Below are 19,629 nucleotides of genomic sequence, written 5' to 3'. Positions count from 1 at the left end.
GCCCCGCTTGTTCTCACAATGGACCGGGCTATAAGACGCGCATGCCCGCTCCCAACATGAAGCGCTCCGCTGCGGCCGGCAAGAGCCCTGCGGTGTCGCGGCGCCTGCCCGCCATGCCCCCCGACCCGGCCGACGCACCCCGGATCGCCGAGATTTTCCGCCGCTTCGAAGCCCGCGAGCCTGTGCCGGTGACGGAGTTGAACTACAGGAACGCCTATACGCTGCTCGTCGCGGTGGCGCTTTCCGCCCAAGCCACGGACGTCAGCGTCAACAAGGCGACGGCGCCGCTCTTTGCGATGGTCGATACGCCGCAGGCGATGCTGGACTTCGGCGAGGATCGCTTGCGGGACGCTATAAAGACGATCGGGCTCTACAATTCCAAGGCCCGCAACGTGATGGCACTGAGCGAGCGTCTGGTGCGCGAGTTCGACGGCACCGTTCCGCGGGACCGGGCGGTGCTCGAAACCCTGCCGGGCGTCGGGCGCAAGACCGCGGCCGTCGTGGTGAATACCCTGCACGGCGACCATACCATCGCGGTCGACACCCATGTGTTCCGCGTCTCGAACCGCATGCCGATCGCGGTCGGCGTGACCCCGGACGCGGTTGAGGCCGGCCTGCTCGCGGTCGTGCCGGCCGGCTTCGTGCGCCACGCTCATCACTGGCTGATCCTGCATGGGCGCTACACCTGCCTGGCCCGCAAACCGCTCTGCCCGACCTGCATCGTGGCGGACCTCTGCCGCTGGCCCGACAAAACCGCGTGAGCGACGAAACCCGACCCGCCATCGTGATTTTGGTCGACGCGGATGCCTGTCCGGTCAAGGACGAGGTCTACCGGGTCGCGGCGCGCTACAGCGTCAAGACATTCGTTGTCGCCAATCAGCCGATCGCGGTGCCGCGCGACCCGCTGATCGAGCGCGTTCTCGTACCGGCCGGTCCCGATGTGGCCGACGATTGGATCGCCGAACATGCCGGCCCGAGTTCCGTCGTGGTCACCGCCGACGTTCCGCTCGCCGACCGCTGCCTCAAGGTTGGGGCTGCCGTGATCGGCTCGTCCGGCCGGCGCTTCACGACTGCCTCCATCGGCGCCGATCTCGCCATGCGCAATCTCTTGAGCGACATTCGTGCGGCCGGCGAGACGACGCGCGGCCCGAAGCCCTTTGACCGCAAGCAGCGATCGGAGTTCCTGCAGGCGCTCGACCGCGCCGTCGTGGCGCTACGGCGCGCCGGTTATGGCTGATCGATGCCGCAAATCGGGCCGCAGCACGGGGCGTCCGTTGCCTGGCAGCGACTCGATCGTTCGACGCGCGCGGAAACACATTGTTCAGGCTGGCCTGCCATCCTATAGCAGGCACCGCGATGGCTTGCTGTTTTTGATGCCTCGTCTTCCGGCGATCGCCCTATGTTATCAAAGCGACCTGCAATCCTGACCCCGCGTGATCGGGTTGCCGACCACAGCCTCGCTGGGCTGAACCTGCTTGCCTGTGTCTGATGACTGACCTCTATTATCATCCGCTCTGCCCTCACTCACGGTTCATCCGCCTCGTTCTCGGCGAGTTCGGTATCGAGCCGAACCTGATCGAGGAACGGACCTACGAACGCCGGCGAGAGTTTCTCCTGATGAATCCGGCTGGCACGACGCCGGTTCTCGTCGAGGATCATGCGCCACCCGTGCCTGGAGCCGGGACGATCGCCGAATATCTGGATGAGACCTGTGGCCTGGGGCTCGGCGACCGTCGTCTTTTGCCCGATCACCCGGTGGCCCGGGTGGAGGTGCGCCGCCTGATGGGCTGGTTCAACCACAAATTCTTCGCCGAGGTGTCCGACCATCTCGTGCGCGAAAAGATCTATCGGCGTTTCATGACCGCGGACCAGGGCGGGGGGGCGCCCGATATGGATGCCGTGCGGGTGGCGCGCTCCAATGTGCGCTACCATCTGCGCTATATCGGCTACCTGATCCGCAGCCGCAGATGGCTCGCTGGCGATACCTTGTCTTATGCGGATCTGGCCGCGGCGGCGCATCTGTCGAGTGTCGATTTTCTGGGCGACGTGCCATGGGCGGAGGACGAAACGGCGAAGAGCTGGTACGCGCGGGTCAAGTCGCGGCCGTCGTTCCGTCCGCTTCTCGCCGACCGGGTGATGGGCATGACGCCGAGCCCGACCTACGTGGATCTGGATTTCTGAAACAACAATTGCGGGCGCGGGCGCAGGCACTTGGCTTCGACGCCTGCCGGATCGTGTCGCCCGACGCCCTACCCGAAGCGCGCGCGCGGCTCGATGCGTGGTTGGCCGCCGGCGCGCATGGCACGATGAACTGGATGGCCGACAAGGCCGAGCGGCGCGCTGCCCCGAAGAGCCTGTGGCCCGAGGTCCGCAGCATCGTCATGCTTGGCATGAACTACGGTCCCGACACCGATCCGCTCGCCAATCTCGATCGCCCCGCGCACGCGACCATCTCGGTCTATGCCCGGCATCGCGACTATCATGATGTGATCAAGGGGAAGTTGAAGCTCCTGGCGGGCTGGCTTGTCGCCGCCGCTCCAGAGCGGCCCGACGTGAAGGTCTTCGTCGATACGGCGCCCGTGATGGAGAAACCCCTCGCGGCCGCGGCGGGGCTCGGGTGGCAGGGCAAGCACACCAATCTCGTGTCGCGGGACTTTGGGTCCTGGCTGTTCCTGGGTTCGATCTTCACGACCCTCGACCTGGTCCCCGACGCACCGGAGCCCGATCGTTGCGGCTCGTGCCGGGCCTGCCAGGATGTCTGTCCGACCGGAGCTTTCCCGGCTCCCTATCGGCTCGACGCGCGGCGCTGCATCTCCTATCTGACGATCGAACATGCCGGACCGATCGATCCCTCGTTTCGAAAAGCCTTGGGCAACCGCATCTACGGCTGTGACGATTGCCTCGCGGTCTGCCCTTGGAACAAATTCGCGGCCGTGGGTCGCGAAGCCAAGCTTGCGGCGCGTGACGATCTTACGGCGCCTGCGCTGGCCGATCTCGTCCGCCTCGATGAGCCGGGCTTTCGCAACCTGTTCGCGGGCGGCCCGATCAAGCGGATCGGCCATGCCCGCTTTCTGCGCAACGTGTTGATTGCCGTCGGGAATTCAAACGACCTCGGTCTTGTCCCAGCGGTGCGCGACCGGCTGGTCCATGTCTCGCCCCTAGTGCGCGGCGCGGCCGTCTGGGCGCTTGGTCAATTGCTCGGCCAGGATGAGGCACGCCGGATCGGCGCTGAGGTTCGGCGCATGGAGACCGATCCCAACGTCCGTGCCGAATGGGAGTTCGCATGAACCTTTTCGTTTTCGGACTGGGCTATAGCGCGTCGCATTTCGTGCGCGAACACCGGTCGGTCTTCAGCCGAGTGATCGGAACCGTGCGGTCGCCGGGGCGGGAACCACTAGGCGGCGACCGCGAGATGTCGATCCTGCGTTTCGATGGCGAGGAGAGCGATCCGCGGATTGCGGAAGCGGTCGCGGCAAGCGACGCCCTGCTGGTCAGCGTGCAGCCGGGTCCAGGCTCCGATCCGGTGTTGCAACGCTACACCGACGTGATCGCGGGGGCACCCCGATTGCGCAGGATCGTCTATCTCTCAACGATCGGGGTTTATGGCGACCATGGCGGAGCCTGGATCGACGAGAGTGCCGCCACGCAGCCCGACAATGCCCGGCAGGAGGCCCGCGTCGCCGCGGAAAACGCCTGGCTCGATCTTGCACGGCACGCGGCGAAAACGGTTTTTGTCTTGCGACTCGCCGGCATCTACGGGCCCGGTCGCAATGCGCTACGCGACTTGCGGGCCGGTGAGGCGCGCCGCATCGACAAGCCCGGCCAGGTGTTCAATCGCATCCATGTGACCGATATCGGGCGGGCGGTCGCGGCCGCACTGCATCGCGACGGGCAGGGCGGGATCATCAACGTCACCGATGACGAGCCGGCACCGGCCACGGACGTCGTCAGCTATGCGGCCGGTCTCATGGGCGTCCAGCCGCCGCCTCTGCTGTCGTTCGCCACCGCTGACCTCTCACCGATGGCGCGCAGCTTCTATGCAGCGAATCGCCGTGTGGCCAATACCGCACTCAAACGGGACCTTGGCGTCACCCTCGCTTATCCCACATATCGGGCGGGCCTCGATGCGCTTTGGGCTGCCGGAGAGGGGCGAGCGTAGATCTTCTCGGGCGCGGGGGCGGTCAGCCAGGTCTCGGCCGCGCCCCGCCCGGCGTCGCGGAGATCGCACAGGAACCCCCAATCGAGATTGAGGGGATCGGCTTCGGCGAGGCCGGGCCAGGCGTCTTCGGCCGAGATCCGCGCGACCTCACAGGAGGCGATCTTGTTTCGCGTGGCGTCGCCCCTCTGCGTCAAGGCCTTGATCATGTCGATCGTGCCGAGATCATGGGTCAGCGAGGCCCCGAAGGCGATGTGATCGAGCCGCCGAACGATATCCTTCTTGCTGCGCGGGTGTGCGGCACCCTTTTGGGGAATGATTTGCACCACGAGGATCTGATCGGTCGAAGACGTCTCGATCAGGGGTAAGAGTGGTGGGTTGGCCGCATATCCGCCATCCCAATAATCCGCCCCATCGATGGCTACGGCCTGGTTGAGAAGGGGCAGACACGCGGAGGCAAGCAGAACGTCGATCGTGATCTCGCTCTCGCGGAACAGCCGGAGGCTGCCATCGCCGACACGCGTGGCGCCGAGCAACAGCCGGAAGGGCGATCTCCGAATACAATCCACATCCACCTCGTGAGACAGCAGCAGGCGGAGCGGATTGAGGTCGAAGGGATTGAATTCGTAGGGCGAGAGAACGCGTGCCGAAAACGCCAGCGCGTCGCTGAAGGCAGGCGCGAGGGCCGCACCGCTCGCGCGCCGCCAGAATCGCTCAAGCGCTTCGCGGGCACCGGTTCGGCCGCTTTTCGCGAAACCCGATGCCATGACGGCCGCGTTGATCGCGCCCGCACTGGCGCCGCTCACGGCATCGAACGACACATTGTCCGCCTCCAAAAGGCGATCGAGAACACCCCAGGTAAAGGCGCCGAGCGATCCGCCACCCTGAAGTGCCAGTGACACCTGGCGGTTCGTCCGCACCGAGAGGGAGCCGGCGGCGCGTTGCAAGGCTAGGGCCTGCTTGACACTCGCTCGTTCTCTCGACGAATTGTGGTCGACCTTACGGGTCATGCAAACAGGTCTCCGATCCAAGGCCCCTTGATTTGGGTAGTACGTCAGGAGTTTGAATACACAATGCTGCATTGCAACATTGTGTCTGGAGCTTTTGTTTCTTGGGCCCGGTTCTCCGCGTGCAACGATTTGTGATCGAAAGCATAGTAGCGTCCCCATCACGACTGATCGGAGTCGAACGCCGAACGGATCAACTCGACCGAGCCCTCACGACGGAGACCAGCATGAACGTGGAACAGCAGGGGTTAACCGGGCGCATCCCGGAACCCGTTGAGCTTGCAAAGAGTGCTCACAATGTCGAGGCCCTGCGAGATGCCGTCATGGCGAAGCTGGCCTATGCGGTCGCCAAGGACCCGACTTCGGCGCAGGAACGCGACTGGTACATTGCCACCGCGCTCGCGGTCCGGGACCGTGTGGTGGACGGTTGGGCGGAATCCTATCGGCATACGAACGATACGCAGAACAAACGCGTCTATTATATGTCGCTCGAGTTCCTCATCGGCCGGCTCCTGTTCGACTCCCTGACCAATCTCGGGATCGTCGAGGAGATGCGCCAGGCGCTCGCCAGCCTCGGCGTCGACCTCGATCGACTGCGGACGGTCGAACCGGATGCGGCGCTCGGCAACGGCGGCCTTGGACGTCTCGCTGCCTGCTTCATGGAAAGCATGGCCACTTTGGCGGTGCCGGCTTATGGCTACGGCATCCGCTACGAGAACGGCTTGTTCCGGCAGGGCATCAAGGATGGCTGGCAGCAGGAATATCCGGAAAACTGGTTGACGAATGGTAACCCTTGGGAATTCGAGCGGCCCGAGATTACCTATGATGTCGGCTTTGGCGGAACTGTCGACATCACCTACGGGCCGGATGGCGCGGCCACCTATCGGTGGCACCCCGCCGAAAGGGTCTCGGCGGTGGCCTATGACACGCCGGTCGTCGGCTGGCGCTGCAGGCATGTGAACACATTGCGCCTCTGGGCGGCCCGGGCCGTCGATCCGTTGCGGCTCGATGCCTTCAATGCCGGCGACTATGTCGGTGCGCTGGCCGACCGCGTGCGGGCTGAATCGATCTCCAAAGTCCTATATCCGAGCGATGCGACGCCCGCCGGACAGGAACTGCGGTTGCGCCAGGAGTTCTTCTTCGCCTCGGCGTCGCTCCAGGATCTGGTGCGCCGCCATATCAAGCAATACGGCCCCGTCGAGATGCTGGCCGAGAAGGCCGCGATCCAGTTGAACGACACGCATCCGGCAATTGGCGTGGTCGAACTGATGCGTATCCTGGTCGATCTGCACGATGTTCCCTGGGCCAAGGCGTGGGACATCACACAGGCGACGTTCGGCTACACCAATCACACGCTCCTGCCCGAGGCGCTCGAGACCTGGCCGGTGCACCTGATGGAGCGGTTGCTGCCGCGCCACATGCAGATCATCTATCTGATCAATGCCGTCCATCTCGACGGTCTGCGGGCCAAGGGCAACAGCGATCCGGCGCTTCTGTCCAGCGTGTCGCTGATCGAGGAAAGCTGGGGGCGCCAGCGCGTCCGCATGGGCACGCTCGCCTTCGTGGGTGCTCACAGGGTGAACGGCGTCTCGGCGCTCCATTCGGAGCTGATGAAGGAAACGGTGTTCCGCGACCTTCACGCGATCTTCCCTGAAAAAATCAACAACAAGACGAACGGCATCACCTTCCGCCGTTGGCTCTACGAGGCGAACCCTGGCCTCACCAAGGTGCTGGTCGACACACTCGGCCCCAGGGTCCTAGACGACCCGGAGGAGCTGCTCGGCCTTGAAAAATTTGCGAGCGACACTGAGTTCCAGGCCAAGCTCAAGGCCGTGCGGCGCAAGAACAAAGAAGCCCTCTCCAAGGTCTTCCAACACCGGCTCGGCTTCCCTGTCGATCCGGACGCCCTGTTCGACGTGCAGATCAAGCGCATCCACGAATACAAGCGCCAGCACCTGAACCTGCTCGAGACGGTCGCGCTCTACAACGCGATCCGGGCCGATCCCGGTCGAAACTGGACGCCACGCGTAAAAATCTTCGCCGGCAAGGCGGCGGCGAGCTATCACACGGCCAAGCTCATCATCAAGCTCGCGAACGACATCGCCCGGGTGGTCAATTCGGATCCGACCGTGCGCGGCATTCTGAAGGTCGGTTTCCTGCAGAACTACAATGTGAGCTTGGCCGAACAGATCATTCCGGCGGCCGACCTCTCCGAGCAGATCTCCACGGCCGGCCTGGAAGCTTCGGGCACCGGCAACATGAAGCTGGCGCTCAACGGCGCGTTGACGATCGGAACGCTCGACGGCGCCAATGTCGAAATCAACGAGCGCGTGGGCGAGGACAACATCTTCATCTTCGGTCTGACCGCCGAGGAAGTCGAGGCGCGCCGACGTAACGGCTACAATGCGCGGGACGTGATCGCCTCCTCGCCCAAACTGTCGGAGGTCTTCGCCTCGATCGAATCGGGCGTCTTCTCGCCTGATGACACGAGCCGATATCGGGGTTTCATCGAAATGCTGTCGAACCACGACCACTTCCTGGTCACGGCTGATTTCGACGCCTATTACGCAGCCCAGCGTCAGGTCGACGCCCATTGGCAGAACGGAGCGGCTTGGTGGCGCTCCAGCATCCTCAACACGGCGCGGGTCGGATGGTTCTCGTCCGACCGCACGATCCGCGAATATGCACGCGATATCTGGAACGTGCCCGTTCAGACGACATAACAACAAGGGCAATTGGGAGGAAGACATGACGGACACAGGTTGGCGCGCCCACGATGGCGATGTGGGCGCGGTCCTCTCGGCTCGTCATGGCGACCCGTTCAGGATCCTCGGGCCGCATGAAACGCCGGACGGCTGGGTCGTCCGGGCTTTTGTCCCGCACGCCGAGTCGGTCCAAGTGGTCGACCCGGCCGGCAAGTCTCTGGCGACGCTCGACCGCCGCCAGGACGACTTTTTCGAAGGGATTGTCGAAGGGCAGACCGGGCGCTTCGCGTATCGGCTGCGGGCGCGCAATGCCGGGGGCGCCTGGGAGTTCGAGGACCCCTACGGGTTCAGCGGAATCCTCGGCGATATGGACGACTACCTCCTGTTGGAGGGAACACACCGGTCGCTCTATCTGCGGCTCGGCGCCCATGTGATGACCCATGAGGGCGCGCAGGGAACCAACTTCGCCCTCTGGGCCCCGCATGCGGACCGTGTGTCGGTGGTCGGCGACTTCAATGAATGGGACGGCCGCCGGCATGTCATGCGCAAACGCGTGCAGAGCGGCGTCTGGGAGATCTTCCTTCCCGGAATCGGGGAAGGCACGGTCTACAAATACGAGATCATCGGCCCCGGCGGGGTCCATTTGCCGCTGAAGGCCGACCCGTTCGGCTTCGCCAGCGAGTTGCGGCCCTCGACGGCTTCCGTCGTGACCACGCATGAGAGCTTCAACTGGACGGATGCCGCCTTCATGGAGGAGCGGCGCCTGGGCGATCGTCGCCGCCAGCCCATGACGATCTACGAGGTACATCTCGGTTCCTGGAAGCGCGGCCCGGACAATGCGTTCCTGAGCTACGACGATTTCGCCGAGGATCTCATCCGCTATGCGGTCGACCTCGGCTTCACGCACCTCGAACTGATGCCGATCTCGGAGCATCCGCTCGATGCCTCCTGGGGGTACCAGCCGATCGGCCTCTTCGCTCCCACGCGACGGTTCGGCGATCCGGAAGGCTTCGCGCGCTTCGTCGACAAGGCCCATGCGGCCGGTCTCGGCATCATCGTCGATTGGGTCCCGGCCCACTTCCCGATCGATGTGCACGGCCTCGCTCGCTTCGACGGCACCGCACTCTACGAATATGCCGACCCGCGCCGCGGCTTCCATCCCGACTGGAACACGGCGATCTACGATTTCGCGCGCCGTGAGGTGGCCGCCTTCATGGCCGCCAATGCGCTCTACTGGCTCGATAAATTTCACATCGACGGCTTACGCGTCGATGCGGTCGCCTCCATGCTGTACCTCGATTATTCGCGCAAGGAGGGGGAATGGATTCCCAATTGGGACGGCGGCAACGACAACCGCGAGGCGATCGCATTTTTGCGGCAGGTTAACGAACTCGCCTACGGGCTCTTTCCCGGCGCCATGACGATCGCCGAGGAATCGACGGCTTGGCCGGGCGTGTCGCAGCCCGTCTATACCGGTGGTCTCGGTTTCGGCTTCAAGTGGAACATGGGGTGGATGCACGACACCCTCGACTATATCGAGAAAGACCCGATCCACCGTCGATTCCACCATGACCGGCTGACCTTCGGGTTGCTCTACGCATTTTCGGAGAATTTCATCCTGCCGATCAGCCACGACGAGGTGGTGCACGGCAAGAAGGCGTTGATCAGCAAGATGCCGGGCGACGAGTGGCAGCGTTTTGCCAACAACCGCGCCTATTTCGGCTTCATGTGGGGGCACCCCGGCAAGAAGCTCATCTTCATGGGTTCCGAATTCGGCCAGACGGCCGAGTGGAACTTCAACCAGAGCCTCGACTGGCACCTTCTCGACTATGACGTTCACAGAGGCCTTCAGGCGCTCGTGCGCGATCTCAACACCGTGTATCGCGCGCACCCGGCGCTGCATGCCCGCGACTGCGAAGGCGAGGGCTTCCGCTGGATCGTGGCGGATGACCGCGACCAGTCGGTGATCGTCTGGGCTCGGTTTGGGGAACCTGACGATCCGCCGGTGGTTGTCGCATGCAACTTCACGCCCGTACCGCGAAGCCACTATCGGTTCGGCGTTCCGAAGGCTGGCAAGTGGCGGGAGATCCTCAACACTGATGCGGCGGTTTATGCGGGATCCGGCACCGGCAACCTCGGCGTGGTGAAAGCCGATGGGCCCGGGATGCACGGACTACCCGCTTCGGCGGAAGTTTTCTTGCCGCCACTCGCCTGCGTCTACTTTGAATTCGTTGGTGCCTGAGCCACAATAAAGCAACAGTGAGGCATGCGTTCGCAAAGCGTCACAGCGTTGATCCGGAGGAAACAAGCATGAACGCCAAGCCCTACAACAATGCTCCGATCAGCCGCAGCGCGATGGCCTACGTGCTCGCGGGCGGGCGGGGCAGCCGCCTGATGGAGATGACGGATCGGCGGGCCAAGCCCGCCGTCTATTTCGGTGGAAAGTCGCGGATCATCGATTTCGCGCTCTCGAATGCGCTGAACTCCGGCATCCGCCGCATGGCGGTGGCCACGCAATACAAGGCTCACAGCCTCATCCGCCATTTGCAGCGCGGCTGGAACTTCTTCCAGCCCGAGCGAAACGAGTCCTTTGACATCCTGCCAGCAAGCCAACGCGTCAGCGAGGATATGTGGTATCTAGGTACCGCGGATGCGGTGTTTCAGAACATCGACATCATCGAGAGCTACGATCCGAAATACATGGTGATTCTCGCCGGTGATCACATCTACAAGATGGATTACGAGAAAATGCTGCAGCAGCACGTCGACGAGGGGGCCGACGTCACAGTCGGGTGTCTCGAAGTGCCGCGCATGGACGCGGTCGGCTTCGGCGTCATGCATATCGACGAACACGACCGCATTCTGTCGTTTCTGGAGAAGCCCAAGGATCCGCCCGCGATGCCGGGCAAACCCGACAAGGCTTTGGCCTCAATGGGCATCTACGTCTTCGAGACGAAGCTCTTGTTCGACGAATTGCGCCGAGATGCGGCCGACCCACACTCACAGCGTGATTTCGGCAAGGATATTATTCCGCATCTCGTCAAGCACGGGAAGGCGATCGCCCATCACTTCTCGGACTCCTGCGTGCGGTCGAGTTTCGAACAGAATGCCTACTGGCGCGATGTCGGCACGGTCGATGCCTATTGGGAAGCCAATATCGACCTGACTGCGATCGTGCCCGAGCTTGACCTTTACGACCGCGATTGGCCGATCTGGACCAACAGCGAGATCACGCCCCCGGCGAAATTCGTGCACGACAAGGACGGCCGCCGCGGCCAGGCGGTCTCCTCGCTCGTTTCGGGCGGCTGTGTGGTTTCGGGGGCATCCCTCCGTTCGACGCTTCTCTTCACGGGTGTCCGGGTGAATTCCTACTCCGTGGTCGAGAACGCCGTGATCCTGCCCTATGTGCACGTCGGCCGGTCGGCCGAGCTCAGCAATGTGGTGATCGACCGTGGCGTGCAGATCCCCGAGGGTCTCGTGATCGGTCAGGATCCGGAACTCGACGCCAAGCGGTTCCGGCGCACCGACAAGGGGATCTGCCTTGTCACACAGAATATGATCGACGCCCTGAACCTGTGAGTTTGGCATGAGCCTCCAGGTTCTCTCGGTCGCGTCCGAGGTCTATCCGCTGATCAAGACGGGGGGGCTCGCGGACGTCGCCGGTGCCTTGCCGGGCGCCCTCGCGGCCGAGCAGGTGCATGTGCGCACGCTCCTGCCCGGCTATCCCGCCGTCATGACGGCTCTCGGTCCCCACGTCGAGGCTCTGCATAGGTGGGACAATCTCTTCGGCGGCGAGGCCCGGCTGATTGCCGGTCAGGCGGCCGGCTTGGACCTGTTGGCGATCGATGCGCCGCATCTCTTCGCGCGCGAGGGCAACCCCTATCTCGCTTCGAACGGCACCGACTGGCCCGACAATGCGTTCCGGTTCGCGGCCCTCGGCCGGGCCGCGGCGGAGATCGGCCGCGGTCTCGTGCCGGGTGTGACGGTGCAGGTTGTCCATGCCCATGATTGGCAGGCTGGGCTGACACTGGCCTACCTGCATTATGGTGACGCACCGCGCCCCGGCAGCGTCTTCACCATCCACAACATGGCCTTCCCGGGCCAGTTCCCGGCGGGGCTTCTTGGAGCCTTGGGACTGCCCGGCCAAGCCATGACGGTCGAAGGGATCGAATATTTCAACACGATCTCGTTTCTCAAAGCCGGGCTGAAGTTCGCCGACCGCATCACCACGGTCTCACCGACCTATGCGGCGGAAATCCAGACCCCTCAGAACGGCATGGGCTTCGATGGCTTGCTCCGCGCCCGCCACAACGTCCTGTCGGGCATCCGGAACGGCATCGACAATCTTGCTTGGAATCCTGCCCAGGATCTCTACATCCCGGCGCGCTACGACGCCTCCGACATCTCACCCCGGGCCGAGAACAAGCTGGCACTGCAGTCTCGACTGGGTCTGAAACAGGACCCGGACGCGTTGCTGTTCGGTGTCGTCAGCCGCCTTTCCGACCAGAAGGGCCTCGACCTTTTGCTCACGGCCATTCCGACCTTGATCGAACTCGGGGGACAGCTCGCGGTGCTGGGCTCGGGTTCGAAATGGTACGAGGACGGCTTCCGCAACGCCAAGGCGTTCCACCCAGGGCTGATCGGCGTGCAGCTCGGCTACGACGAAGGGCTTGCGCATTTGATCCAGGCTGGCTGCGACGCGCTTCTGGTGCCCTCGCGCTTCGAGCCCTGCGGCCTCACCCAGCTCTGCGCGCTGCGCTATGGAGCCGTGCCTGTGGTGGCGCGCGTGGGTGGTCTCGCGGACACGATCGTCGATGCCAACGAAATGGCGCTGGCGAGCGGCGCCGCGACCGGCATCCAGTTCGCGCCCGTGACGCTCGACGGGTTGCAATATGCTCTGCGCCGCACGGCCGACATCTTTCGCGACAAGGACGATTGGGTCGGCATGATCAAGGCCGGCATGTCGACCGACGTCTCCTGGCGCCGCCCGGCCCGCACGTTGGCCCGGCTCTACCGCGATCTGGCTGGCGCCTGAACCAGAAACAGTCGAGGGGAAACGACGATGATCAAGACCGTGGCGACGACGCCGTTCCAAGACCAGAAGCCGGGCACCTCCGGCCTTCGCAAGAAGGTGCCGGTCTTCCAACAGGCCAATTACGTCGAGAATTTCGTCCAATCGATCTTCGACAGCCTGGAAGGATTTCAGGGCAAGACGCTTGTGATCGGAGGCGATGGCCGCTTCTACAATCGCGAGGCGATCCAGGTCGCCATGAAGATCGCGGCCGGCAATGGGTTCGGACGGGTATTGGTGGGGCAGGGGGGCATACTGTCGACGCCCGCGGCCTCGAATGTGATCCGCAAGCGGGGCGCCTTCGGCGGCATCATCCTGTCGGCCAGCCACAATCCGGGCGGTCCCGACGGCGATTTCGGCATCAAGTACAATGCCTCGAACGGAGGGCCGGCGCCCGAGAAGATCACGGACGCGATCTTCGCCCGCACCAGGGCGATTTCGGCCTACAAGATCAGCGACGCGCCCGATATTGATCTCGATTGCCTCGGAGCCACGACGCTCGACGGCATGAGCGTCGAAGTCATCGATCCCGTCGAGGATTACCTCGCGCTCATGCGCGAATTGTTCGACTTCGGCGCGATCCGAAGCATGGTCGCCGGTGGCTTCACCATGACGTTCGACGCCATGTCGGCCGTCACCGGGCCCTATGCGACGAAGATCCTCGAAGGCGAACTCGGCTTCAAGCCCGGCAGCGTCATCAACGGCATCCCGAAACCCGATTTCGGCGGTCACCATCCCGACCCCAATCTCGTCCACGCCAAAGAGATCTACGATCTCGCCATGTCGGACCATGCGCCGGACATCTGCGCGGCTTCGGACGGCGATGGCGACCGCAACCTCATCATTGGTCGCGGCATCTTCGTGACGCCGTCCGATTCACTGGCGGCTTTGGCCGCCAACGCTCATCTGGCCCCTGGCTATGCCAAAGGCCTCGCCGGAATCGCCCGCTCCATGCCGACAAGCGCGGCGGCCGACCAGGTGGCGAAGAAGAAGGGCATCGGCATCTACGAGACGCCGACCGGCTGGAAGTTCTTTGGCAACCTGCTCGACGCTGGCCTGGCCACCATCTGCGGCGAAGAAAGCGCGGGCACGGGCTCCAACCACGTGCGCGAAAAGGATGGCCTTTGGGCGGTTCTGCTCTGGCTCAATATCCTGGCGGTTCGGCGCGAGAGCGTGAAGGCCATCATGGAGGATCACTGGCGGACCTATGGCCGCAACTACTATGCCCGCCACGACTACGAGGAAGTCGCCTCCGAGGGTGCGAACGCCCTGGTGCAAGCCTTGCGCGATGCGTTGCCAACCATGCAGGGCCAGCGTTTCGGCGCGCTTGACGTCGCGAGCGCCGACGATTTCGCCTATCACGATCCGGTCGATGGCTCGGACTCGGCCCACCAGGGCATCCGCATCCTGTTCACCGATGGGGCCCGGATCGTGTATCGCCTGTCCGGCACCGGCACGGCGGGCGCGACCCTGCGCGTCTATATCGAGCGGGCCGAGCCCGAGACGGGCCGCCTGGATCTTGAGACCGGGGACGCGCTGAAGGATGTGATCGACCTGTCGCGCTCGATCGCCAAGATCGAGCACTACACCGGACGCAGGGAGCCTTCTGTCATCACCTGACGAGCCAGCGAAGGAACGCTACGGCTTCAGGACGACCTCGCCAGTCTCAAGCAGGGACTTGAGGTTGGACAAGATCTTCGGCCAGCCTCCCGAGACGGCCTCGATGAATGTCGAGCCGGCCCGTTCGATGCCATGCGTGAGGGTGAGTTTCACGGCGCCATCCAGCTCTTCCAGATCCATGGTGCAGCGGGAGTAGCCTTCGGCCTTCATCTCCGGCTTCCATTCGTTACGCCATCGGATGACGATCCGCCTCGGGGGATCGACCTCGACGATCTCGCCGGCATCGGCCACCCGGCCGTCGGCGAAGGTCAGCGTCCAGGGCGAGCCGGCTGTCCACTCGGTCTCCACATGCATGCCGAACCAGTAGCGTTTGATGAAGACCGGGTCCGTCAGCGCCGCCCAGAGTCTCTCGGGCGTCGTGCGAATGAACGTGACGTAGACAAAACGGCTCTCGTGGACACTATCCATGTTCGTCTCCCTCCAAGGTTCGTTTCAAATCCGCGAGAGCCGCGAGGCGCGACCGCTCGAACTTGCCAATCCAGCGGTCGGCGATCGCATAGATCGGCACCGGATTGATAAAATGAAGTTTTTCTCGGCCCTCCCGCCGAGTCGTGACCAGATGGGCGCCTTCAAGAATACCGAGATGCTTCGTGACCGCCTGTCGGCTCATCGCCAGCCCCGCACAGAGCGCCGCGAGAGTCTGGCCGTTCCGGTGGTGGAGGCGATCGAGTAATTCCCGCCGGTTCGGATCCGCCAAAGCCCGGAACACGGCGTCATCATCCATGCGGCTATTATGCAACCAAAAGGTTGCATGTCAACACCTTCCTGATAGCTGAGCGCAGACGTGAGCGCCTGCGAAGATGCGACAACGCATCCTCGGCGCGAAGCTCGGGATGTTTGCTAAAAACGGGGTCGGATGGGAAAGAAAACAACGATGACCCAAATGAGGGCTGCTCTGGTGACGGGCGGTGCGGCACGGCTCGGCGCGACCATCGCGGAGCGTCTGGCACGGGCCGGTTTCTCGGTCGTGATCCACTGCAACCGATCACGCAAGCAGGCCGAGGCACTCGTGATGCGTCTCAGTGATACCTACGGAGTCGCGACCGGCGTGGTTGCCAGGGACCTTGCCACTCTGGAGGACGGGTCGCTGGTGACGGAAGCCGCGGCGGCACTTGGCCGGCCCTTCACCCTGCTGGTCAACAACGCCTCGATCTACGAGACCGACGACGCGGCGAATTTCAACGTGGCGGGGTTCGACCGGCACATGGCCGTCAATCTGCGGGCGCCGCTCCTCCTGGCTCAGACCTTCGCGGCCCAGGCCCCGGACGGCAGCAGCATCGTCAACCTGCTCGACCAGCGTGTGCTCCGCCCGACGCCTCGGCAGTTCACCTACACATTGTCAAAAGCCGCGCTCCACACGGCGACCCGCACGCTGGCCCAGTCCCTCGCACCCGCCATAAGGGTGAATGCCGTCGCGCCCGGGCTGACGCTCGTCAACGCCGGCCAGGACGCGGCCGACTACACCCGCCGCACCGCCGATCTGCCGCTTAGGACAGGCGGCACGCCCGACGAGGTAGCCGAGGCTGTCCTCTATTGCGCCACAACCCCGAGCCTGACCGGGCAGACGCTTGCGCTCGACGGCGGCCAGCACCTTGCCTGGCAGACGGCGGAATATCGGTGACCGCGAAACCGAAATGACGGATGCCCGCTTTTCGGCTATTATCCCTTCTTTGCTATGAGGGGCGCCGCAGAGGGATAATGTGGTCGAGTACGGTGAGTTAAGGGGCGAGCAGGCCCGGCAGACCGTGGATGCTGAGCAAGTTTTCGCAGCCTATGAGGCGGTGCAAACCGAACTTGACCGCCGTTACGCCGGTGCCATGTCGTGGAAGCGCGTCGGTGGACGTGACTACCTCTACCGAAAGCAGGGGGCGACGTGGAAGGCGCTCGGGCCGCGGACACCCGAGAGCGAACGCAGTCATACGAGCTTTCATGAGGGGCGTGCGCGCCTGAAGGACCGAGCCTCTGGCTTGGCGGGACGTCTCGACGAGATGGCGCCTTCAATCGCGCCCTGCAGATCGGCCGGATCCCCACACTTGCGGCGCGGATCTTACGAACGCTGGCGCGCGCTCATCTTCTTGGCAGCGTGGTCGACGTGGTCGGCACGCATGAGCTTTACGCCTATGAGCGAATGGCTGCTGTCCAGATTTCCAGTGGTCATCTTGCGACCGGCGACGTCGATCTTCTGTATGACGCACGCGCGCGGCTGAAACTGCTCGGGTCCGATGTGGCTACTGTAGGCCTCGCGGGCTTGCTCCGGCACGTCGACCACTCGTTCGTCACCACAGGCGCCGGGAGTTTCCGGGCGGTGAACCGCGATGGTTTCATGGTCGACCTCATCCAACCCCTGCCGCCCGACCGCATGGCGCAAGCACCCCGAAGCCGGATCGGCACAGCGCCCGATGATCTTGTGGCGGTCGAGATCCAGGGGCCCGCTTGGCTGGTCAACAGCCCCAAGATCGAAACGATCGTCATCGATGCCCGTGGCTATCCGCTCCGCCTTGTGACGCCGGACCCGCGCGCCTTCGCGCTTCACAAGGCCTGGCTCGCCGACCGCTCCGATCGAGATCCCTTGAAACGCCGTCGCGATTTCGCCCAGGCGCGGGTTGTGGCTGAACTCGTCGCCACACGTTTGCCGCATCTCCGCTTCGACGACCCCGCGCTTGGGGCATTGCCGAAGGCGCTGCGCGCTCGCGCGGCGGAATTGGGTCCCGCCCCGCGCGGAATTGGATCTGGCGAGGAAGAACGCACGCCGGATTGGTAGAGCCGGGGCCAGCAGGTCACGGCTCTACCAGTGCTTCGCTTACTGCACTTACTGCATCGCCAACGGCGACGTTCCCGTCATTGCGGCCAACATGCGTTGATGTTCCATCACCACCGGAAGGGTGTTGCGGGCCCAGGCGCGGAGCGCGGGATCGGAACCGGAGGTCATGTAGGTCCCGAGCGCCGCGACGGCCTGCGCATGGGCGTTCTGCTGGTCGGCCCAATAGGCCTGATCGAAGGCGGGGCCCGATAGGCCGTTCATCTGATCCAGCTTGGCCTGCGTCGTGGCGTCGAACATGAAGTGGGTGACGACACCGGAGGGGGCGGCAGCCTGTTCGAGGCTCTGCTCGGCCTTGTAATGATCCTGCAGCATCTGCTGCGCGAAGCGGCGCACGGCCGGGTCGCTGCTCTTGTCGAGCGCCATCTGGGCTTCCGTCATCTCGAACTGATTACTGGTGCCGGCGTCCTGCGCGAAGGCCTGGACGAGCGGCGAGGAGGGCTGCGCCATCAGGGGCGCATCCTGGGCCACGCTCGGCGCGGCGAGAGCGGCGCCGCTTGCGGCGGAGACAAGGACGGCGGCAGCGGCGAGGGTTTTGAAGGTCATACGATCCTCATGGGTTGGAGCGACCAGTCGGTCGCCTCTGCCCGCCCAACCCTCTGCCGAGCTGATGGGTTCCTGTCCGGCGCCGTCGCCCGGAAACGACCTCACTCGGGTTGCAAAGCCGCCTCGGGCCTGCCGCTCCGGGGCCACAAAGCGGCAGCGGGTGTCGGGGTGAAGACGCCGGGTATTCAGTGCCACCTCTAATTCTTTGGGCTGGATATGGAGCTCGACGTGGCTGCCACCTTGCCAGGAAAACGACTCAATTGTAGAAACATTTCTACATACAATGAGGTGCGATCTGATGCCCGTCACCCAACTTACCAGTCGTGAGTTCAACCAGGATACCGGTCGCGCCAAGAAGGCTGCTGAGGCCGGTCCCGTCTTCATCACGGATCGTGGCCGCGCGTCGCACGTCCTGATGACGATGGCGGATTACGAGAAGCTGGCCCACGCCCAGGCCAGCATCGTCGATCTGCTCGCGATGCCCGATGCAGGAGAGATCGACTTCGCGCCGCCGCGTCTGCAGGGCCCGGTCTCGCGCCCGGTCGAACTCGGCTGATGTTTCTGCTCGACACCAACGTCGTCTCCGAATTGCGCAAGGCCAAAAGCGGGCGGGCGGATCGCCATGTCGTCGCCTGGGCGAAGGGCATGGCGCCCGCGATGCTGTTCCTGTCCGTCATCACCATCCTCGAACTGGAGCAAGGCGTGCTCGGGATCGAGCGGCGCGATGCCGCCCAAGGCGCCGTGTTGCGCCGGTGGTTAGAAAGCGCGGTTCTCCCTGCCTTCGCCGACCGGATCCTCCCGATCGACACCGCCGTCGCCCGCCGCTGTGCCCAACTCCACATCCCCGACCCGCGCGCCGAGCGCGATACGCTGATCGCCGCGACGGCGCTCGTGCATGGGCTTACGGTGGTGACGCGGAACGGGGGTGATTTCCTGGGGAGCGGGGTGCGGGTGGTGGACCCTTGGGTCGTGTGAGATTGTTCGCGCCCCGAAGTCGGGGCCGCAACGATGGGCAAGCTTTAGGCGATCGGCAGCATGACCCTGCGCTTTTACAGCCGGGATCATCGGCCCGCGCATGTCCATGTCATTGCGCATCTCGCCGGACCTCGCCGCGACGCCGCCTGAGCGGATCGACGCCGTCTCATGCCGCGCCTGCTTCAGCCCGAATGTATTGCCGTCCGCGGTCGTAATGCGGCCGATGCGGGTGAGGGCGGCGAGCACGGCGGCGACTTTGGGGCCAGTGCGACGGCCTTGCCTGAAGCCGGATGCGATGGCGGCGGCCTTGAGCGGGGTGGTCGCGTTTGACAGCACTGTCCAGACCGCGATGGTCTGGTCGAGGTCGTCGGTGGGGTAGAGGGGTTTCGGACCGGATCGCGAGGTGGCCTCGGCGCCGAGCATGTCGAGCTGTTCTTCGAGCGCGGCCTTCTCGGTCTGCGAGCCGAAGCGCTAAATACATCACCTTTATTGCAGCTTTGAAATAGATTCGTAGGTGAGGAAGCTTCACGGCGGCATTATTTGTGCAATTCTGGTAGCGATAGGGGAGTAACATTTTGAACAAGCCGAGGCTTACTGCAAGCTCCTATCGACAGCTTTCTGCGGCACAGGCAAACGTGCCTTTGCAAAAGCATCAGAAACTTCTTTGTAGT

Annotated in this window: 19 protein-coding genes; 15 read left to right on the top strand and 4 right to left on the bottom strand. The window is 64.0% G+C overall.

The window, feature by feature from the left end:
- Positions 1–41 precede the first annotated feature (41 nt).
- The 5 genes from nth to M8523_RS06590 all read left to right on the top strand — a co-directional run bounded on the left by nth (position 42) and on the right by M8523_RS06590 (position 4,159).
- Positions 42–761, top strand: coding sequence for an endonuclease III (gene nth / locus M8523_RS06610; protein ID WP_282584052.1), 720 nt, complete (start codon positions 42–44; stop codon positions 759–761).
- On the top strand, positions 758–1,237 hold the full coding sequence (locus M8523_RS06605; protein ID WP_282584051.1) for a YaiI/YqxD family protein: 480 nt from the start codon (positions 758–760) through the stop codon (positions 1,235–1,237). The genes nth and M8523_RS06605 overlap by 4 nt, the downstream gene beginning before the upstream one ends.
- A 251-nt stretch (positions 1,238–1,488) precedes the next feature.
- Positions 1,489–2,181, top strand: coding sequence for a glutathione S-transferase family protein (locus M8523_RS06600; protein ID WP_282584050.1), 693 nt, complete (start codon positions 1,489–1,491; stop codon positions 2,179–2,181).
- An 8-nt stretch (positions 2,182–2,189) separates the two neighbouring features.
- Positions 2,190–3,287, top strand: coding sequence for a tRNA epoxyqueuosine(34) reductase QueG (queG, locus tag M8523_RS06595; protein ID WP_282584049.1), 1,098 nt, complete (start codon positions 2,190–2,192; stop codon positions 3,285–3,287).
- Positions 3,284–4,159, top strand: a complete 876-nt coding sequence (locus M8523_RS06590) for an SDR family oxidoreductase (RefSeq protein WP_282584048.1) — start codon at positions 3,284–3,286, stop codon at positions 4,157–4,159. The genes queG and M8523_RS06590 overlap by 4 nt, the downstream gene beginning before the upstream one ends.
- Here the strand turns inward: M8523_RS06590 and M8523_RS06585 are convergent.
- Positions 4,099–5,166 carry a patatin-like phospholipase family protein gene (locus M8523_RS06585; protein ID WP_282584047.1) on the bottom strand — a complete coding sequence of 356 codons (1,068 nt, stop codon included), beginning with the start codon at positions 5,164–5,166 and terminating at the stop codon, positions 4,099–4,101. The genes M8523_RS06590 and M8523_RS06585 overlap by 61 nt on opposite strands.
- A 224-nt stretch (positions 5,167–5,390) precedes the next feature.
- Between M8523_RS06585 and M8523_RS06580 the strand changes: the two genes are divergently transcribed.
- From M8523_RS06580 to M8523_RS06560, 5 genes are all read left to right on the top strand, one after another.
- On the top strand, positions 5,391–7,886 hold the full coding sequence (locus M8523_RS06580) for a glycogen/starch/alpha-glucan phosphorylase (RefSeq protein ID WP_282584046.1): 2,496 nt from the start codon (positions 5,391–5,393) through the stop codon (positions 7,884–7,886).
- 25 nt (positions 7,887–7,911) lie between these two features.
- Entirely contained in the window at positions 7,912–10,110 is a 2,199-nt protein-coding gene (gene glgB / locus M8523_RS06575; RefSeq protein ID WP_282584045.1) for a 1,4-alpha-glucan branching protein GlgB, read from the top strand.
- A 68-nt stretch (positions 10,111–10,178) separates the two neighbouring features.
- Positions 10,179–11,447, top strand: a complete 1,269-nt coding sequence (gene glgC / locus M8523_RS06570) for a glucose-1-phosphate adenylyltransferase (protein ID WP_282584044.1) — start codon at positions 10,179–10,181, stop codon at positions 11,445–11,447.
- 7 nt (positions 11,448–11,454) lie between these two features.
- Positions 11,455–12,903, top strand: coding sequence for a glycogen synthase GlgA (glgA, locus tag M8523_RS06565; RefSeq protein ID WP_282584043.1), 1,449 nt, complete (start codon positions 11,455–11,457; stop codon positions 12,901–12,903).
- Positions 12,904–12,930: 27 nt separating this feature from the next.
- Positions 12,931–14,559 carry an alpha-D-glucose phosphate-specific phosphoglucomutase gene (locus M8523_RS06560; RefSeq protein ID WP_282584042.1) on the top strand — a complete coding sequence of 543 codons (1,629 nt, stop codon included), beginning with the start codon at positions 12,931–12,933 and terminating at the stop codon, positions 14,557–14,559.
- A gap of 18 nt (positions 14,560–14,577) precedes the next feature.
- Here the strand turns inward: M8523_RS06560 and M8523_RS06555 are convergent, their stop codons facing one another.
- Positions 14,578–15,027, bottom strand: a complete 450-nt coding sequence (locus tag M8523_RS06555) for an SRPBCC family protein (protein ID WP_282584041.1) — start codon at positions 15,025–15,027, stop codon at positions 14,578–14,580.
- Positions 15,020–15,343: an ArsR/SmtB family transcription factor gene (locus M8523_RS06550; protein WP_282584040.1), complete on the bottom strand. Its 324-nt coding sequence runs from the start codon at positions 15,341–15,343 to the stop codon at positions 15,020–15,022. Before M8523_RS06550 ends, M8523_RS06555 begins: the two co-directional genes overlap by 8 nt.
- A gap of 150 nt (positions 15,344–15,493) precedes the next feature.
- Between M8523_RS06550 and M8523_RS06545 the strand changes: the two genes are divergently transcribed.
- Together M8523_RS06545 and M8523_RS06540 are read left to right on the top strand one after the other, a co-directional pair.
- The gene (locus M8523_RS06545) at positions 15,494–16,240 is read left to right on the top strand and encodes an SDR family oxidoreductase (RefSeq protein ID WP_282584039.1); all 747 of its coding nucleotides are present in this window, start codon (positions 15,494–15,496) and stop codon (positions 16,238–16,240) included.
- 462 nt (positions 16,241–16,702) lie between these two features.
- Complete coding sequence (locus tag M8523_RS06540; protein ID WP_345894227.1) at positions 16,703–17,380, top strand: nucleotidyltransferase family protein; 678 nt, start codon at positions 16,703–16,705, stop codon at positions 17,378–17,380.
- 48 nt (positions 17,381–17,428) lie between these two features.
- Here the strand turns inward: M8523_RS06540 and M8523_RS06535 are convergent, their stop codons facing one another.
- Positions 17,429–17,983, bottom strand: coding sequence for a DUF4142 domain-containing protein (locus M8523_RS06535; RefSeq protein ID WP_282584037.1), 555 nt, complete (start codon positions 17,981–17,983; stop codon positions 17,429–17,431).
- 298 nt (positions 17,984–18,281) lie between these two features.
- Here M8523_RS06535 and M8523_RS06530 point away from each other — a divergent pair, with 298 nt between their 5' ends.
- The 3 genes from M8523_RS06530 (at position 18,282) to M8523_RS06520 (ending at position 19,288) form a co-directional block, all read left to right on the top strand.
- Positions 18,282–18,539, top strand: a complete 258-nt coding sequence (locus M8523_RS06530; RefSeq protein ID WP_282584036.1) for a type II toxin-antitoxin system Phd/YefM family antitoxin — start codon at positions 18,282–18,284, stop codon at positions 18,537–18,539.
- Positions 18,536–18,958: a type II toxin-antitoxin system VapC family toxin gene (locus M8523_RS06525; RefSeq protein ID WP_282584212.1), complete on the top strand. Its 423-nt coding sequence runs from the start codon at positions 18,536–18,538 to the stop codon at positions 18,956–18,958. The genes M8523_RS06530 and M8523_RS06525 overlap by 4 nt, the downstream gene beginning before the upstream one ends.
- A gap of 168 nt (positions 18,959–19,126) precedes the next feature.
- Positions 19,127–19,288 (top strand): hypothetical protein, encoded by a 162-nt coding sequence (locus M8523_RS06520; protein WP_282584035.1) that lies wholly within the window; start codon positions 19,127–19,129, stop codon positions 19,286–19,288.
- Positions 19,289–19,629: the final 341 nt, after the last annotated feature.

This window comes from Lichenifustis flavocetrariae (genome assembly GCF_026130545.1).
In the GTDB taxonomy this organism is placed as follows: domain Bacteria; phylum Pseudomonadota; class Alphaproteobacteria; order Rhizobiales; family Beijerinckiaceae; genus Lichenihabitans; species Lichenihabitans flavocetrariae.
Note: the sequence above shows the minus strand (reverse complement) of the source record. Positions and strands in the feature narration are given on the sequence as shown.

Coding starts and splice junctions, on each gene's coding strand:
- nth (WP_282584052.1), top strand. CDS start 42: ATGCCCGCTCCCAACATGAAGCGCTCCGCTGCGGCCGGCAAGAGCCCT.
- M8523_RS06600 (WP_282584050.1), top strand. CDS start 1,489: ATGACTGACCTCTATTATCATCCGCTCTGCCCTCACTCACGGTTCATC.
- M8523_RS06590 (WP_282584048.1), top strand. CDS start 3,284: ATGAACCTTTTCGTTTTCGGACTGGGCTATAGCGCGTCGCATTTCGTG.
- M8523_RS06585 (WP_282584047.1), bottom strand. CDS start 5,166: ATGACCCGTAAGGTCGACCACAATTCGTCGAGAGAACGAGCGAGTGTC.
- M8523_RS06580 (WP_282584046.1), top strand. CDS start 5,391: ATGAACGTGGAACAGCAGGGGTTAACCGGGCGCATCCCGGAACCCGTT.
- glgB (WP_282584045.1), top strand. CDS start 7,912: ATGACGGACACAGGTTGGCGCGCCCACGATGGCGATGTGGGCGCGGTC.
- glgC (WP_282584044.1), top strand. CDS start 10,179: ATGAACGCCAAGCCCTACAACAATGCTCCGATCAGCCGCAGCGCGATG.
- glgA (WP_282584043.1), top strand. CDS start 11,455: ATGAGCCTCCAGGTTCTCTCGGTCGCGTCCGAGGTCTATCCGCTGATC.
- M8523_RS06560 (WP_282584042.1), top strand. CDS start 12,931: ATGATCAAGACCGTGGCGACGACGCCGTTCCAAGACCAGAAGCCGGGC.
- M8523_RS06555 (WP_282584041.1), bottom strand. CDS start 15,027: ATGGATAGTGTCCACGAGAGCCGTTTTGTCTACGTCACGTTCATTCGC.
- M8523_RS06550 (WP_282584040.1), bottom strand. CDS start 15,343: ATGGATGATGACGCCGTGTTCCGGGCTTTGGCGGATCCGAACCGGCGG.
- M8523_RS06545 (WP_282584039.1), top strand. CDS start 15,494: ATGACCCAAATGAGGGCTGCTCTGGTGACGGGCGGTGCGGCACGGCTC.
- M8523_RS06535 (WP_282584037.1), bottom strand. CDS start 17,983: ATGACCTTCAAAACCCTCGCCGCTGCCGCCGTCCTTGTCTCCGCCGCA.
- M8523_RS06530 (WP_282584036.1), top strand. CDS start 18,282: ATGCCCGTCACCCAACTTACCAGTCGTGAGTTCAACCAGGATACCGGT.
- M8523_RS06520 (WP_282584035.1), top strand. CDS start 19,127: ATGCCGCGCCTGCTTCAGCCCGAATGTATTGCCGTCCGCGGTCGTAAT.